Origin of the sequence: Aquipseudomonas guryensis (genome assembly GCF_014164785.1) — a bacterium.
GTDB lineage: Bacteria > Pseudomonadota > Gammaproteobacteria > Pseudomonadales > Pseudomonadaceae > Aquipseudomonas > Aquipseudomonas guryensis.
On the sequence record NZ_JACJFN010000001.1, the window covers coordinates 305,050 to 321,536 of the forward strand.

Annotated in this window: 14 protein-coding genes and 2 tRNA genes; 1 reads left to right on the forward strand and 15 read right to left on the reverse strand. The window is 60.7% G+C overall.

Translation table 11 applies throughout. The annotated features are described in order from the left end of the window. Positions 1-21: 21 nt before the first annotated feature. The 9 genes from nusA to ftsH all read right to left on the reverse strand — a co-directional run bounded on the left by nusA (position 22) and on the right by ftsH (position 7,780). On the reverse strand, positions 22-1,503 hold the full coding sequence (gene nusA / locus H3H45_RS01410; RefSeq protein ID WP_182831979.1) for a transcription termination factor NusA: 1,482 nt from the start codon (positions 1,501-1,503) through the stop codon (positions 22-24). An 83-nt stretch (positions 1,504-1,586) separates the two neighbouring features. Continuing rightward, positions 1,587-2,045: a ribosome maturation factor RimP gene (gene rimP / locus H3H45_RS01415; RefSeq protein WP_182833103.1), complete on the reverse strand. Its 459-nt coding sequence runs from the start codon at positions 2,043-2,045 to the stop codon at positions 1,587-1,589. Positions 2,046-2,172: 127 nt separating this feature from the next. Beyond that, positions 2,173-2,249: transfer RNA gene (locus tag H3H45_RS01420), tRNA-Met, on the reverse strand. Between the two features lie 95 nt (positions 2,250-2,344). Then, positions 2,345-2,430, reverse strand: a tRNA-Leu gene (locus H3H45_RS01425). A gap of 11 nt (positions 2,431-2,441) precedes the next feature. Beyond that, entirely contained in the window at positions 2,442-2,825 is a 384-nt protein-coding gene (secG, locus tag H3H45_RS01430) for a preprotein translocase subunit SecG (RefSeq protein ID WP_182831980.1), read from the reverse strand. A gap of 3 nt (positions 2,826-2,828) precedes the next feature. Beyond that, the gene (gene tpiA / locus H3H45_RS01435; RefSeq protein ID WP_182831981.1) at positions 2,829-3,584 is read right to left on the reverse strand and encodes a triose-phosphate isomerase; all 756 of its coding nucleotides are present in this window, start codon (positions 3,582-3,584) and stop codon (positions 2,829-2,831) included. A 64-nt stretch (positions 3,585-3,648) separates the two neighbouring features. Next, entirely contained in the window at positions 3,649-4,986 is a 1,338-nt protein-coding gene (gene glmM / locus H3H45_RS01440; RefSeq protein WP_182831982.1) for a phosphoglucosamine mutase, read from the reverse strand. Positions 4,987-5,003: 17 nt separating this feature from the next. Continuing rightward, positions 5,004-5,855 carry a dihydropteroate synthase gene (gene folP / locus H3H45_RS01445; protein ID WP_182831983.1) on the reverse strand — a complete coding sequence of 284 codons (852 nt, stop codon included), beginning with the start codon at positions 5,853-5,855 and terminating at the stop codon, positions 5,004-5,006. 8 nt (positions 5,856-5,863) lie between these two features. After that, positions 5,864-7,780 carry an ATP-dependent zinc metalloprotease FtsH gene (gene ftsH, locus H3H45_RS01450; protein WP_182833104.1) on the reverse strand — a complete coding sequence of 639 codons (1,917 nt, stop codon included), beginning with the start codon at positions 7,778-7,780 and terminating at the stop codon, positions 5,864-5,866. 735 nt (positions 7,781-8,515) lie between these two features. On the opposite strand from ftsH, the gene yhbY reads away from it, so the two are divergent. Then, the gene (yhbY, locus tag H3H45_RS01455; RefSeq protein WP_182831984.1) at positions 8,516-8,827 is read left to right on the forward strand and encodes a ribosome assembly RNA-binding protein YhbY; all 312 of its coding nucleotides are present in this window, start codon (positions 8,516-8,518) and stop codon (positions 8,825-8,827) included. A 9-nt stretch (positions 8,828-8,836) separates the two neighbouring features. Here the strand turns inward: yhbY and H3H45_RS01460 are convergent, their stop codons facing one another. The 6 genes from H3H45_RS01460 to dnaJ all read right to left on the reverse strand — a co-directional run bounded on the left by H3H45_RS01460 (position 8,837) and on the right by dnaJ (position 16,388). Then, positions 8,837-9,274: a DUF4149 domain-containing protein gene (locus tag H3H45_RS01460; RefSeq protein WP_220494106.1), complete on the reverse strand. Its 438-nt coding sequence runs from the start codon at positions 9,272-9,274 to the stop codon at positions 8,837-8,839. Next, positions 9,252-9,728 carry a transcription elongation factor GreA gene (greA, locus tag H3H45_RS01465; protein ID WP_182831985.1) on the reverse strand — a complete coding sequence of 159 codons (477 nt, stop codon included), beginning with the start codon at positions 9,726-9,728 and terminating at the stop codon, positions 9,252-9,254. The genes H3H45_RS01460 and greA overlap by 23 nt, the downstream gene beginning before the upstream one ends. Beyond that, the gene (carB, locus tag H3H45_RS01470; RefSeq protein WP_182831986.1) at positions 9,725-12,946 is read right to left on the reverse strand and encodes a carbamoyl-phosphate synthase large subunit; all 3,222 of its coding nucleotides are present in this window, start codon (positions 12,944-12,946) and stop codon (positions 9,725-9,727) included. The genes greA and carB overlap by 4 nt, the downstream gene beginning before the upstream one ends. A 35-nt stretch (positions 12,947-12,981) precedes the next feature. Beyond that, a complete protein-coding gene (carA, locus tag H3H45_RS01475) occupies positions 12,982-14,118 on the reverse strand; it encodes a glutamine-hydrolyzing carbamoyl-phosphate synthase small subunit (protein WP_182831987.1) in 1,137 nt (378 codons plus the stop codon). Positions 14,119-14,446: 328 nt separating this feature from the next. Beyond that, on the reverse strand, positions 14,447-15,250 hold the full coding sequence (gene dapB, locus H3H45_RS01480) for a 4-hydroxy-tetrahydrodipicolinate reductase (RefSeq protein ID WP_182831988.1): 804 nt from the start codon (positions 15,248-15,250) through the stop codon (positions 14,447-14,449). Positions 15,251-15,260: 10 nt separating this feature from the next. Further along, entirely contained in the window at positions 15,261-16,388 is a 1,128-nt protein-coding gene (gene dnaJ, locus H3H45_RS01485; RefSeq protein ID WP_182831989.1) for a molecular chaperone DnaJ, read from the reverse strand. Positions 16,389-16,487: the final 99 nt, after the last annotated feature.

The window sequence follows — 16,487 nt, forward strand, 5'->3', positions numbered from 1 at the left end:
TCTCTCCTCAGGCCGTAAAACTTACTCGAACCAATGGGCTCGGGCGGCCATGATCAGCTTGCCGGCACGCTCTTGGTCGATGCCGTCGATGTCGAGCAAGTCGTCAATCGACTGCTCGGCCAGGTCTTCGCGGGTAACAACACCGCGTACTGCCAGTTCTTGCGCCAGGTTCTTGTCCATGCCTTCCAGGGACAACAAGTCCTCGGCAGGCTGGGCATCGGCCAGCTTCTCTTCGTTGGCGATGGCCTTGGTCAGCAGGCGATCTTTGGCACGAGCACGCAGCTCGTTGACGATGTCCTCGTCGAACCCGTCGATGCTGAGCATCTCTTCCATCGGTACGTAGGCGATCTCTTCCAGGCTGGTGAAGCCTTCTTCGACCAGCACCTGGGCCAGCTCCTCGTCGACTTCCAGCTCGTCGATGAAGTTCTGCAGGATGTCGCCGGTCTCGGCTTGCTGCTTGGCCTGGATGTCCGCCTCGGTCATCACGTTGAGCGTCCAGCCGGTCAGCTGACTGGCCAGACGCACGTTCTGGCCACCACGACCGATGGCCTGGGCCAGGTTGTCTTCGCCAACGGCGATATCCATGGCATGCGCATCTTCGTCGACGATGATCGCCGCCACTTCGGCCGGGGCCATGGCGTTGATCACGAACTGCGCGACGTTTTCGTCCCACAGCACGATGTCCACGCGCTCGCCACCCAGCTCACCGGAAACGGCCTGCACACGCGAACCGCGCATGCCGATACAGGCACCTTGCGGATCGATGCGCTTGTCTTTGGAGCGCACGGCGATCTTGGCGCGCGAACCCGGATCACGAGAGGCGGCCATCACTTCGATCAGCTCTTCGGCGATTTCCGGCACTTCGATGCGGAACAGCTCGATCAGCATCTGCGGCGCAGTACGCGACAGAATCAGCTGCGGGCCACGGTTCTCGGTGCGAATTTCCTTGAGCAGGGCACGCAGACGGGCACCGACACGAAAGGTTTCACGCGGAATAATGTCTTCGCGAGCCAGCAACGCTTCGGCATTGTTACCCAGGTCGACGATCACGCTGTCGCGGGTCACTTTCTTCACGGTGCCGGAGATGATCTCGCCAACACGCTCGCGATAAGCGTCAACCACCTGAGCACGCTCGGCCTCGCGCACTTTCTGCACGATGACCTGCTTGGCGGTTTGCGCAGCAATGCGACCGAACTCGATCGACTCGACCGGTTCTTCAACAATGTCACCGACCTTGGCGCCCGGCTTCTGCTCCTGGGCTTGCTCTACAGTGAGCTCGGCTGCCGGATTTTCCAGGTCGTCTTCCTCGACCACATTCCAGCAGCGGAAAGTCTCATAGTTACCGGTGTGGCGATTGATCTCCACACGCAGCTCGACCTCGTCGTCAAAACGCTTTTTGGTCGCCGTCGCCAGAGCCAGCTCCAGCGCTTCGAAAATTACACTGGCCGGTACGCCTTTTTCGTTGGATACCGACTCTACAACCAGCAGTACTTCTTTACTCATCGTACGCCTCGCCTTTCGCAATCCATTGAAGCCACGCAATCCGCGCTAACTGCGCAATCCGCGTACTCCGCGGGATCCGCGCCTCAGTCAAAACGGGGGATAATGTTGGCCTTGTCGATCAGGTCGATCGGCAACAGGTATTCGTGGTCATCCACCAGCACCACCACGTCCTGCTCCTCCACACCGCGGAGAAGGCCCTGGAAATTGCGCCGCCCATCAAATGGTGAACGCAACTTGATTTTCACTTGCTCGCCAACGTGTTTGGCAAACTGCTCAAGAGTAAACAACGGTCGATCCATGCCTGGTGACGACACCTCAAGGGTGTACTCACTGGCAATCGGATCCTCGACATCCAGCACACCGCTGATCTGCCGACTGACCTTTTCACAATCTTCAACCAGCACACCATCTGCCTGGTCGATATAGACCCGGAGCAAGGAATGCCGACCCTGAGACAGGAACTCGACACCCCAGCACTCGTAGCCAAGCGACTCCACTACCGGGGCCAACAAGGCCTGCAACTGCTCTAGCTTGCTCGACACCTGAACCCCTCCGTGCATGTCGTACAAATAAAAAATGGGCGAAACGCCCATCATCGAGCCACTCAGAAAAACTGGCGGCGGACTGTCCAGCTAGCAAAAAGCCCCTGAAAAGGGGCTTCTATACCACTGGTTGCGGGGGCTGGATTTGAACCAACGACCTTCGGGTTATGAGCCCGACGAGCTACCAGACTGCTCCACCCCGCGTCAAAGCTGGGGCGAAAGTATACGGCTGACACCCCTTCCGGGTCAACCGAACCACCAGAAACAACAGAGCCCGCACAAAGCGGGCCCTGTTGATTTGGTACCGAGGAGGGGACTCGAACCCCTACAGCCTATGGCCACTACCACCTCAAGGTAGCGTGTCTACCAATTCCACCACCTCGGCAAAAACGGGTGTTACTTCTGCTCCGGAGCGCTCGGCACATCAGCCGCTTCAACAGCTGGTGCATGCTCTTCGAGCACCGGCACATCTTCGACAGCCGGTTTTTCCTGTTGCACTTCAAGCACCGCCGGGTCTGGCAGGCCTGCTTGCGTTAGCATATCAGACTTTTCTTTAGCAAAGAACGCTAAACCCAAGCTGGTAATGAAAAAAATCGCAGCGAGTATACCGGTAAAGCGACTCAGAAAGGTAGCCGAACCCTGACTACCGAACACGGTAGCCGAAGCACCAGCACCAAACGAAGCACCTGCATCGGCACCTTTACCCTGCTGCAGCAGCACCAGCGCAACCACACCAATGGCAACCAGCAGATGGACAACAATTACGACTGTTTCCAGCATTTTTCAGTTTCCTGCAGCGCGACAGATCGCACCAAACTCATCTGCATTCAGAGAGGCTCCACCAATGAGCCCCCCATCGATATCCGGCATGCCGAACAGTTCGGCAGCATTCGCAGCCTTCACGCTGCCGCCGTACAAAATCCTAACTCCGCGCGCCACCTCGGCATTCTCCGCCGCCAGCTGCGCACGTATGGCCGCGTGAACATCCTGCGCCTGCTGCGGCGTTGCAGTCAGCCCGGTACCAATGGCCCAGACCGGCTCATACGCAACCACAGCACGAGCAAAAGCCCCCACACCCAACTCTTCAATCACGCTACCGAGCTGACCAGCAACCACCTCAAGGGTCTTGCCAGCCTGACGCTGCTCCAGCGTTTCACCCACACACAGCACAGGCACCAAACCACAGGACTGCGCCGCAGCAAACTTGCGACTGAGGATGTCGTCGCGCTCACCCAGAATCTGGCGACGCTCGGAATGCCCAACCAGCACCAGCGAACAAGCTGCATCCGCCAACTGGCTAGGCGCTATCTCTCCCGTCAAAGCACCCTGCATCGGCTCTACAGCACAATTCTGGGCACCAACGGCGATGGACTTACCTTCCAGACCTGCAACCACCTGATTGATGTAAAGGCAGGGCGGAAAAACCGCAACCTCCACACCACTCGGCAATGCAAGCTGACGAAGGCCCTTGATCAGCTCTGCGACGCTGGCGCGGGTACCGTGCATTTTCCAGTTACCAGCTACCAGGGGGCGACGCATGCCAGACCTCGTCGATCAAAGTGGGCGCAGATGTTACCCAAGAGCATCTGCACTGGCAAGCCAATCAGGCACAGACTTCCGTGACTACTTTCGCCAACTCTTCGGCATAGCCGCGCACCTGCGCCTCATCTTCACCCTCGACCATCACGCGCACCAACGGTTCGGTACCGGACTTGCGCAGCAGTACTCGCCCACGCCCAGCCATACGCTCGGTCACCCGCGCACAGGCATCCTTGACCGCCGGGTGCTCGATTGGATCGAGACCACCGGCAAAACGCACATTGATCAGCACCTGCGGACACTTACGCAAAGCCTGGCGCGCCTCAGCCAGGGTCAGACCGCTACGCTTGAGCGCCATCAGCACCTGCAGAGCAGCAATGATCGCATCGCCGGTAGTGGTGTGCTGGAAACACACCACATGCCCTGAGTTTTCCCCGCCCAGCTGCCAGTCACGCTCCTGCAGCTCGGCCATCACATAGCGATCGCCCACCTTGGCCCGCGCAAAGGGAATACCCTGCTCGGCCAACGCCAGCTCCAGCCCCAGGTTGCTCATCAACGTCCCCACCACGCCACCGCCGAGCTTGCCGCGCTCCTGCAGGTCACGCGCAATGATGAACAGCAGTTCATCACCATCCACCACAGTGCCGTCATGATCGATCATCAGCACGCGATCGCCATCACCATCGAAGGCAATGCCCAGGTCGGCCTGCTGCGCCAGTACTTCCGCCTGCAACGCAGCGACATGGGTCGAACCACAATCATCATTGATATTGAGACCGTTGGGCTGCACCGCCAGGGTCGAAACCTGCGCACCCAACTCACGGAAAACGCTGGGCGCAACTTTATAGGTGGCGCCGTGAGCACAATCGATGACCAGCTTGAGCCCGGCAAAGCTGGTGCTGGTGGGCACACTGCTCTTGCAGAACTCGATGTAACGCCCAGCAGCATCATTGATGCGCGAAACCTTACCGAGCTGCGCCGACTCGACCACGGTCATCGGCTGATCAAGCAGTTCCTCGATCATCAACTCGACTTCATCCGGCAGCTTGGTGCCCTTACCGGAAAAGAACTTGATGCCATTGTCGTAGTGCGGATTATGAGAAGCACTGATGACGATCCCGGCCTCGGCCTGGAAGGTACGCGTCAGGTAGGCAATCGCCGGAGTGGGCATAGGCCCCAGCAGCATGACATCGGCACCCGACGCCACCAACCCGGCCTCCAGGGCAGACTCGAACATGTAGCCGGATATGCGCGTGTCCTTGCCAATCAGAATGCGGCACTTGCCCTGCTTGCGAAACGCCATACCGGCCGCCCAGCCAAGCTTGAGCATGAACTCCGGGGTAATGGGAAATTGCCCGACATGGCCGCGAATACCGTCAGTGCCAAAATATTTTCTACTCATAAACACTCCACTCGCTTTTATTCTGCAGCCTGCACGGCCGCGATCATGCGCACGGCATCGACAGTCTCGGCAACATCGTGAACGCGCAGGATGCAGGCACCCTTGTCGACGGCCAGAGCTGCCAGCGCCAATCCACCATAGAGGCGCTCACCGACTTCACGACCCAGCGCCTGGCCGATCATGCTCTTGCGCGAAACACCGATCAGCAGCGGCCGCCCCAGCACATGCAAGCCTTCCAGATGCTTGAACAGGCTCAAGTTATGCGCCAACGTCTTGGCAAAGCCAAAGCCCGGGTCAAGCACGATGCGCTCAGGAGGAATGCCCACCGCCGCACATGCAGCCATGCGCTCAGTTAAAAAATCACGAACCTCAACCAGTACATCCTGGTATTGCGGGCTTTCCTGCATGGTGCCGGGCTCGCCGCGCATATGCATCAGGCAGACTGGCAAGCCAGTGTCAGCTGCCGCCTCAAGTGCGCCATCGCGGCGCAGCGCGCGCACATCATTAATCAGCCCTGCACCCAGGCGCGCGCCCTCACGCATCACCGCTGGCGTCGAAGTATCCAGGGAAATCACCACATCCAACTCGGCAGCAATAGCCTCAACCACCGGAGCCACACGCTCCATCTCTTCGAGCGGCGAAACGGGCCGCGCACCCGGCCGGGTCGACTCGCCACCGACATCGATCAGTGTTGCGCCCGCCGCGACCATTTCCGCCGCATGACGCAACGCCGAATCCCGCGCAGCGAAACGACCGCCATCGGAAAAGGAGTCAGGGGTGACATTGAGGATGCCCATCACTTGCGGACGGCTTAAATCAAGAAACCGGCTGCCACAAGGCAGCCGGTCAAAGGTTGGCACAACAGACATTGGTAACCTTAGTGCTCGGCGGCAGGGCCACCAATAGGCTTTTCTGCGGACTCGGCAACTTCAACAGGCGCAGCAGGCGTGCCATTGTTATCGCCACCACCCTGCCATCCTTTCGGCTCGCGTGGAGCGAGTCCATTCATGATGTCATCGATCTGATCAGCGTCGATGGTTTCATACTTCATCAGCGCTTCAGCCATCGCATCGAGCTTGTCGCGATTGTCCTGCAACAGACGTTTAGCGGTGGCGTAACACTGATCGATGATGCTGCGCACCTCCTGATCGATCAGTTTGGCGGTGTCGGCAGAGACATTACTGTGCTGACTGCCCATGCTGCGCCCGAGGAACACTTCACCCTCCTCTTCGGCATACATCAGCGGGCCGAGCTTTTCCGACAAGCCCCACTTGGTGACCATGTTCTTGGCCAACTGGGTGGCACGCATGATGTCGTTGGAAGCCCCGGTAGTGACTCCATCGAAGCCCAGGGTCATCTCCTCAGCAATACGACCACCGAACAGCGAGCAGATCTGACTGGTCAGGGCGCGCTTGCTCAGGCTGTAACGGTCCTCCTCGGGAAGGAACATGGTCACACCCAGGGCGCGACCGCGCGGAATGATCGACACCTTGTAGACCGGATCATGCTCAGGCACCAGACGCCCGACAATGGCATGGCCAGCCTCGTGGAAGGCAGTATTGAGCTTCTCCTTGTCCGACATGACCATGGTCTTGCGCTCGGCACCCATCATGATCTTGTCTTTGGCCAGTTCGAACTCTTTCATCTCGACCAGACGCTTACCGGCGCGGGCCGCAAACAACGACGCCTCGTTAACCAGGTTGGCCAGGTCGGCACCGGAGAAACCTGGGGTGCCGCGCGCGATGACCGCAGGCACAACGTCCTCGCCCATCGGCACTTTGCGCATATGCACCTTGAGGATCTGCTCGCGACCACGAATGTCCGGCAAGCCGACCACAACCTGGCGATCGAAGCGACCTGGGCGCAGCAGCGCCGGATCCAGCACGTCGGGACGGTTAGTCGCGGCAATGACGATGATGCCATCGTTCATTTCGAAGCCATCCATCTCCACCAGCAACTGGTTGAGCGTCTGCTCGCGCTCGTCGTGACCGCCGCCCATGCCGGCACCACGGTGACGTCCAACGGCGTCGATCTCATCAATGAAGATGATGCAGGGGGCGTGCTTCTTGGCCTGCTCGAACATGTCGCGCACACGGGATGCACCCACACCGACAAACATCTCGACGAAGTCCGAACCAGAAATGGTGAAGAACGGCACCTTGGCCTCACCAGCAACCGCCTTGGCCAGCAAAGTCTTACCGGTACCGGGCGAACCAACCATCAGCACGCCACGCGGGATCCGACCACCCAGGCGCTGAAACTTGCCTGGATCACGGAGGAACTCGACCAGCTCACCGACTTCTTCCTTGGCCTCGTCGCAACCCGCGACATCAGCAAAGGTGGTCTTGACCTGATCTTCCGAGAGCAGACGCGCCTTGGACTTGCCGAAGCTCATCGGCCCGCCCTTGCCACCGCCACCACCCTGCATCTGGCGCATGAAGAACATGAACACGGCGATGATCACCAAGATCGGGAAACTGGCCACCAGCAACTGGGTCCAGATGCTCTGACGCTCGGGCTGCTTACCGACGATCTCGACGTTGTTGTCGATCAGATCCTTGATCAACCCGCGGTCTTCGATGGCCGGACGTACGGTCTCGAAGGTGGTGCCATCGGCGTTCTTGCCGCTGATGATGTAGCCATCCACCGTAACCTGCTTGACCCGGCCTTCCTGCACCTGCTGGATGAACTCGGAATAGTTCAGCTTGCCGGACTCGCTGGGCGTGGAGAAGTTGTTCATCACCGTGACCAGGACGGCCGCGATGATCAGCCACAGGATCAGGTTCTTTGCCATGTCGTTCAATTAGCTACCCTCTGAAGCGAGCCCCGTCCTGAAACGCGCTTCGCAAAACGGCTTGAGATATACACGTCTAACTTACTACACAACCCTGCCCCTGGCAGGTGCCGTCTGTAACCCTTTATGAGCACTGTGGCGCAACACCCCCGCGCCATGCCCACAGCTGCCGACCAGTCTAGCCCCAGCGAAAAACCCACGCGAGCAGGTATTGCTCGCGGAGGCGGCCGTGCACCAACAGCGCTATTCCACACATATTGGGGCCATCTCGGAATTCACAAGGCCTAGCGCACAAACGCCAACAATCTCGACTGTCCGCATAAAGCCCGCCTGACCGGCAAAGCCCGCACTGAATAAGGCGACACCCGCAATACCACCCCAGGAAGCCCAGCGCAATCAAGCGCCCAGCGGCACAGCACCCGAGCGATAACCGTCTACCTATGGGATTTTGGCGTGCGGATCAGCGAAGTACTCTTTTCGACCCATACCCACCAGCCCAAGAGCCGACCACAGCGCAGTTCATCTGCGACGGCCAGCGATTAGCTGGGCGTACCTCGGCACGCTCGGGTAAACTACACCGTTTTTACAGTTCAGAAGCCGCCCAAAACCTCGGCATGCGAGGCCTGACCAGGCAAAACAGGTTGGAGAAACTGCGCCATGCGCACCTTCCAGCTTTTGCCCAAGCAGCGCAAACGCATTCCGTTTTCGGCAGTTTCCCCGTCGCAGGATCAGAGCATGGCGCTTACCAACGAGCAGAAGAAACATTTCAAATCTATCGGCCACCATTTGAAGCCGGTATTGATCGTCGCCGAGAACGGCCTGACCGAAGGCGTGCAGGCCGAGCTGGAGCGCGCACTGAATGATCACGAATTGATCAAGGTGCAGTTCCGCATCACCGAACGTGACGATCGCCGCGCGCTGATTGAGGAACTGAGCAAGGTCAGCCGCTGCGAAGTGGTGCAGATCATCGGCAAGATGGCCCTGGTCTACCGCAAGAACCCCAAGGCCAACAAGAATCTGTCCAACATCCACCGCTATCAGGCCTGATAGCGGCAGTCAGCGCCCCGCCCGCTGCCCCGGCAGCGGCTGCAACACCAGCAGCACGCCGCACAACGCCAGCACCAGGTAGTTGAACAGCAGCCAGCGCGCTGCATCAGGCTGCCACTCGCGCACAGCAAAATACGCCAGCGCCATCCCCAGCACCGCCAACAGCAACTGCCCGCGCATGTCGCGCCAGAGACTGCGCACGCCTTCGGCCTGCATTAGCACCGCCACCTGCAACAGCGCACAGAACGCAGCGAAACCGACCAGCAGGGGGTTGAGGGTCGCGCCGATCGTCTCGATCAGCAGCGGCGCCAGACCGATCTTCTCCAGCGCCGGCAGCATGACGAAATGCAACAGCCACAGGCCACCGACCCAGAAGGTCTGGGCCAGCTGCCAGCTGATCGCCCCCGCACGCGGTGGCTGACGCTTAAATATGGCGGACTTCGACAATCTCGTACTCGACCACACCGCTCGGCGTCTTCACCGTGACCACATCCCCCTCCTCCTTACCAATCAGGGCACGAGCGATGGGTGAGCCAACGGAAATCTTGCTCAGCTTGATATCGGCCTCATCCTCGCCAACGATCTGGTAGGTGACGCTCTCGTCGGTCTCGCAGTTTGCGATCTCGACGGTGGTACCGAAGATCACCTTGCCGGTGTGGGCGATGGTGGTGACATCGATGATCACCGCATTCTGCAGGCGACCTTCGATATCGCGGATGCGCGCCTCGACCATACCTTGCTGCTCGCGCGCGGCGTGGTATTCGGCGTTTTCCTTGAGGTCACCCAGCTCGCGCGCAGTACCAATATCCTGGCTGAGCTTGGGCCGCACCACCTTGGTCAGATGCGCCAGTTCTTCTTCCAGGGCGCGAGCGCCCTGGACGGTCATGGGGTATTTGGTCATGCCTTAATTCCTGCATGCAGATCCTGCAGCCGGCGCACGGTCTTCTCGGGACCGAATTTGAGCGCCTCGCAGATCGCCTGCCCCGCCGCGATAGTGGTGGTGCAGTAGATCTTGTGCTGCAGAGCGTTACGACGAATGGAGTAGGAGTCAGCAATCGACTGACGGCCTTCAGTGGTGTTGATGATCAAGGTGACTTCGTCGTTCTTGATCATGTCGACCACGTGCGGGCGACCTTCGGTCACCTTGTTCACCCGGCGTACCGGCAGGCCGGCGGCCTCAATCACGCGTGCGGTACCAGCGGTGGCGACCACTTCGAAACCGAGGGCGATAAGATCGCGAGCGACCTGCTCGACGAACGGCTTGTCGTCTTCGCGCACACTGATGAAGGCGCAACCGGAGTTCGGCAGAATCTCGCTAGCACCTAGCTGGGCCTTGGCGAAGGCCTCACCAAAGGTATCGCCAACGCCCATCACTTCACCGGTGGACTTCATCTCTGGGCCGAGGATCGGGTCGACGCCAGGGAACTTGGCGAACGGGAACACCGCTTCCTTGACGCTGAAGTACGGCGGGATGATTTCCTTGGTGTAGCCGGCATCGGCCAGCGACTTGCCAGCCATGACGCGGGCAGCCACCTTGGCCAGCGAAACACCGACGCACTTGGAGACGAACGGCACGGTACGCGAGGCGCGCGGGTTCACTTCGATGACGAAGATATCCTCGCCCTGCACAGCCATCTGCACGTTCATCAGACCGATTACACCGAGCTCCAGGGCCATTTTCTTGACCTGCTCGCGGATCTCGTCCTGGATGTGCATCGGCAGCGAGTACGGCGGCAGCGAACAGGCCGAGTCGCCGGAGTGCACGCCCGCCTGTTCGATGTGCTGCATGATCGCGCCGATCACCACGGTCTCGCCGTCGCACACCGCGTCGATATCGACTTCGATGGCGCAGTTGAGGAAGTGGTCGAGCAGCACCGGGCTGTCGTTGGAGACTTTCACCGCTTCACGCATGTAACGCTTGAGCTCGTCTTCCTGGTAGACGATCTCCATGGCACGACCGCCCAGCACATAGGACGGACGCACCACCAGCGGGTAGCCGATAACCTTGGAGTGAGCCAAAGCCTCGTCTTCACTACGCGCGGTAGCGTTGGCCGGCTGACGCAGACCGAGACGCTGAACCATCTGCTGGAAGCGCTCGCGGTCTTCGGCGCGGTCGATGGCGTCAGGCGAAGTACCGATGATCGGTACGCCGGCCTCTTCCAGGGCGCGGCAGATTTTCAGCGGGGTCTGGCCGCCGTACTGTACGATCACGCCTTTGGGCTGCTCGACGCGGACGATTTCCAGCACGTCTTCCAGGGTTACCGGCTCGAAGTACAGGCGGTCGGAGGTGTCGTAGTCGGTGGACACGGTTTCCGGGTTGCAGTTGACCATGATGGTCTCGTAACCGTCTTCACGCATGGCCAGCGCCGCATGTACGCAGCAATAGTCGAACTCGATGCCCTGACCGATACGATTGGGGCCGCCACCGAGGATCATGATCTTGTCGCGGCTCGACGGGTTGGCCTCGCACTCTTCCTCGTAGGTCGAATACATGTAGGCGGTGTCGGTAGCGAACTCGGCGGCGCAGGTGTCGACGCGCTTGTACACCGGCAGCACTTTCAGCTTGTGGCGGTGGCTGCGCAGGTTTTTCTCGGTGACGCCAAGCAGCTTGGCCAGGCGCGCATCGGAGAAGCCCTTGCGCTTGAGCTTGTACATGGCGTCGCGATCGATGCTGGACAGGCCGAGGGTCTTGACGCGCTCCTCGTCCTTGATCAGGTCCTCGATCTGCACCAGGAACCATTCGTCAATGTTGGTCAGCTCGAAGATTTCCGCGACGCTCTTGCCGGCGCGGAAGGCATCGGCGACGTACCAGATGCGATCGGCACTCGGCACGGTCAGCTCGCGGCGCAGGGTGCTCTCGGCTTCCGGGTCGTTCAGGTCGAGTTTCGGGTCGAAGCCAGAGACGCCCACTTCCAGACCACGCAGGGCTTTCTGCAGGGATTCCTGGAAGGTGCGGCCGATGGCCATGACTTCACCAACAGACTTCATCTGGGTGGTCAGGCGAGCGTCGGCCTTGGGGAACTTCTCGAAGGCGAAACGCGGGATCTTGGTGACGACGTAGTCGATGGCAGGCTCGAACGAGGCTGGAGTGCGGCCGCCGGTGATGTCGTTGCTCAGCTCGTCGAGGGTGTAACCGACGGCCAGCTTGGCGGCGATCTTGGCGATCGGGAAGCCGGTGGCCTTGGAGGCCAGCGCCGAGGAACGCGACACGCGTGGGTTCATCTCGATCACGACCATGCGCCCGGTGTTCGGGCAGATGCCGAACTGCACGTTGGAACCGCCAGTTTCCACGCCGATCTCACGCAGCACCGCCAGGGAGGCGTTACGCAGGATCTGGTATTCCTTGTCGGTCAGGGTCTGGGCCGGGGCCACGGTGATCGAGTCGCCGGTGTGCACGCCCATCGGGTCGAAGTTCTCGATGGCGCAGACGATGATGCAGTTGTCCTTCTTGTCGCGGACCACCTCCATCTCGTATTCCTTCCAGCCGATCAGCGATTCGTCGATCAGCAGTTCGCTGGTCGGCGACAGATCGAGGCCGCGAGCGCAGATTTCTTCGAACTCTTCGCGGTTGTAGGCGATGCCACCACCGGTGCCGCCCATGGTGAAGGACGGACGGATGATGCACGGGAAGCCAACCTTCTCCAGTACGCCGTAGGCCTCTTCCATATTGTGCGCGATGCCGGAAACCGGGCAGGCCAGGCCGATGTCTTTCATCGCCTTGTCGAAACGCGAACGGTCTTCGGCCTTGTCGATGGTGTCGGCATTGGCACCGATCATTTCCACACCGAACTTTTCCAGGATGCCGTGCTTTTCCAGGTCCAGGGCGCAGTTCAGCGCGGTCTGGCCACCCATGGTTGGCAGCAGCGCATCCGGACGCTCCTTCTCGATGATCTTGGCCACGGTGGACCACTTGATCGGCTCGATATAGGTGGCATCCGCCATGGCCGGGTCAGTCATGATGGTGGCCGGGTTGGAGTTCACCAGGATGACGCGGTAGCCCTCTTCCTTCAGGGCTTTGCAGGCCTGGGCACCGGAATAGTCGAACTCGCAGGCCTGGCCGATGACGATGGGGCCGGCGCCGAGGATCAGGATGCTTTTGATGTCTGTACGTTTTGGCATGTTTCTTACTCGAATCCTTGGGTCAGTCGGCAGGCTTAACGGCGCTTGGCCATGGCTTCGATGAAGCGGTCGAACAGCGGAGCCACATCGTGCGGGCCGGGGCTCGCCTCGGGGTGACCCTGGAAGCTGAACGCGTCCTTGTCGGTGCGCTCGATACCCTGCAGGGTGCCGTCGAACAGCGACTTGTGGGTGGCGCGCAGGTTGGCAGGCAGGCTCGGCTCGTCCACGGCGAAACCGTGGTTCTGGCTGGTGATCATCACCACGCCACTGTCGAGGTCCTGCACCGGGTGGTTGGCACCGTGGTGGCCGGTGCCCATTTTCACGGTCTTGGCGCCGGAGGCCAGGGCCAGCAGTTGGTGGCCGAGGCAGATGCCGAACACCGGAATCTCGGTGTTGAGCACTTCCTTGATCGCCTGGATGGCGTAGTCGCACGGCTCGGGGTCGCCAGGGCCGTTGGAAAGGAATACGCCGTCCGGGTTCAGCGCCAATACGTCGCTGGCCTGGGTCTGCGCCGGCACCACGGTCAGGCGACAGCCGCGCTCGACCAGCATGCGCAAGATGTTGACCTTGACCCCGTAGTCATAGGCGACCACGTGGTAGGGCAGCTCGCTGGCGGCAATTTCCGGATGACTGTCGCTCTTCAGTTCCCACACACTGGAGCGCCACTCGTAGCGCTCAGTGCAGCTGACCACTTTGGCCAGGTCCATGCCTTTCAGGCCGGGAAAGCTGCGCGCCAGTTCCAGGGCCTTTTCCTCGGTGGCGTCGGCGCCAGCCAGGATGCAACCATTCTGCGAGCCTTTCTCACGCAGGATGCGGGTCAGGCGGCGGGTGTCGATGCCGGCAATGGCGACCGTACCGTTTTCTTTCAGGTACTCGTCCAGCGGCTGCTTGTTGCGCCAGTTGCTGGAGGTCAGCGGCAGATCGCGAATGATCAGGCCGGCAGCCCACACGCGGTTGGACTCGGCATCTTCCGGCGTGGTGCCGGTATTGCCGATGTGCGGGTAGGTCAGCGTGACGATTTGCTGGGCATAGGAGGGATCGGTCAGGATTTCCTGATAGCCGGTCATGGCGGTGTTGAACACCACTTCACCGATGGTATGGCCGTCGGCCCCGATTGCTTCACCGCGGAAAATGCTGCCGTCGGCAAGGGCGAGTATGGCTGGCTTAGTCAAGAAGACCTCCCTTAGATCTGAAACTTGCACAAACGCAGGTTGTAAAAAAGCGGGATGACGTATTGACCGTCACCCCGCTTCTTTATCTGATTCATTCTGCGTTACTTTTAGTGGACACACTAAAGCAGGAAGCTTACAGGAAAACGCCTTTTCGGTCCACCGCCAGGATGGACCGAAACGCTATCGCAGAACCTGCTCAAAATCTCGCGAGCTAAGGCCAGGCAAGGCGAAATCGGGCGAAGAAGCGCAGTTTACGAGCTGTAAATGAGCATTCTGAGCCCGATTTCAACGCAGCATGACCGACGCGCAGCAGATTTTGGGCGGGTTCTCAGCTCAGCCCAAGCACATCCTGCATGTCATACAGCCCGGCCGGTTGGCTTTGCAGCCAAAGCGCCGCGCGCACCGCACCCTTGGCGAAGGTCATCCGACTGGAGGCCTTGTGGGTGATTTCCACCCGCTCGCCATCAGCCGCGAACAGCACAGTGTGATCGCCGACCACATCGCCCGCGCGCACGGTGGCAAAACCTATGGTTTCGCGCTCGCGGGCGCCGGTCTGACCTTCGCGCCCATAGACCGCGACCTTCTGCAGATCACGCCCCAGGGCATTAGCCACCACTTCACCCATGCGCAGCGCGGTACCGGACGGCGCATCGACCTTGTGCCGGTGGTGGGCTTCGATGATTTCGATATCCACATCATCACCCAACACACGCGCCGCAGTATCCAGCAGCTTCAGGCACAGGTTGACGCCGACGCTGTAGTTGGCGGCGAAGACGATCGGGATCTGCTTGGCCGCCTCCGCCAGCTGCTGCTTCTCTTCCACGCTGAAGCCGGTGGTACCGATGACCATAGCCTTGCCCGCCTGGCGGCAGACTTCCAGGTTCTTCAGGGTCACCGACGGATGCGTAAAGTCGATCAGCACATCGAACTGATCGAGCACCGCATTCAGGTCACCCGCCAGCACCACGCCGATCTTGCCCAGCGCCGCCAGCTCGCCGGCATCGGCACCGATCAGGCTGCTGTCCGGACGATCCACCGCCGCGGTCAGCTGGGCGCCATCCGCCTGGTCGACCGCCTCGATGAGGATCTTGCCCATGCGCCCGGCGGCGCCCATCACTGCAATACGTCGCATAGCCGATTCCTTAAATATCGCCGAAGAAGCGCTTCACGCCGTCGAACCAGCCGCTGGCCTTGGGCGAGTGGGAGCTGTCGCCTTCCAGCGACTTGCGGAACTCTTCCAACAGCTCGCGCTGGCGCTTGCCCAGGTTGACCGGGGTTTCCACCGCCACCTTGCACAGCAGGTCACCGGCACCGCCGCCACGCACTGGGGCCACACCCTTGCCGCGCAGGCGGAACAGTTTGCCGGTCTGGGTGCCTTCCGGAATCTTCAGCTTGACCCGGCCATCCAGGGTCGGCACTTCCAGCTCGCCGCCCAGCGCTGCGTCGGCGAAGCTGATCGGCACCTCGCAATACAGATGCTTGCCGTCGCGCTGAAAGATCGCGTGCTCGCGCACGTTGACCACCACGTACAGGTCGCCCGCCGGGCCGCCCATGCTGCCGGCTTCGCCTTCACCGGACAGGCGGATGCGGTCACCGGTATCGACGCCAGCCGGCACCTTGACCGACAGAGTCTTGCTCTCTTCCACGCGACCCTGGCCGTGGCACGAACCACAGGGATCGGTGATCATCTTGCCGGTGCCATGGCAACGCGGGCAGGTCTGCTGCACCGAGAAGAAGCCCTGCTGCATGCGCACCTGGCCGATGCCGCCGCAGGTGGTACAGGTCACCGGACTGGTGCCCTTCTTCGCCCCTGAGCCATCGCACGGTTTGCAGTTGACCAGGGTCGGCACGCGAATAGTCACGGTGGTGCCGCGCACCGCCTCTTCCAGGTCCAGCTCCAGGGTGTAGCGCAGGTCGCTGCCACGCTGGGCGCCGCCACGGGAACCGCCGCGACCGCCACCAAAGAAATCACTGAACACATCGCCGAAGATGTCGGAGAAGTTCGCCCCGCCACCACCGAAGCCGCCACCGCCACCCATCTGTGGGTCGACGCCGGCATGGCCGTACTGGTCATAGGCCGAGCGCTTGCTCGCATCGGAGAGCACTTCGTAGGCCTCGTTGGCCTCCTTGAATTTCTCTTCTGCGGCCTTGTCATCCGGATTGCGGTCCGGGTGGTGCTTCATCGCCAGGCGCCGGTAAGCTTTTTTCAGCTCCGCTTCGCTGGCGCCGCGCTCCACACCGAGCACTTCGTAATAGTCACGTTTGGCCATACATCAACACCTTTAAATTCGTCTGCTCCAGACACGCCAACGCGGGAGCAAGCTCCCGCGCGGCGAATCGCACCTGCCGAAGCCAGGCTTCGGCGGGCT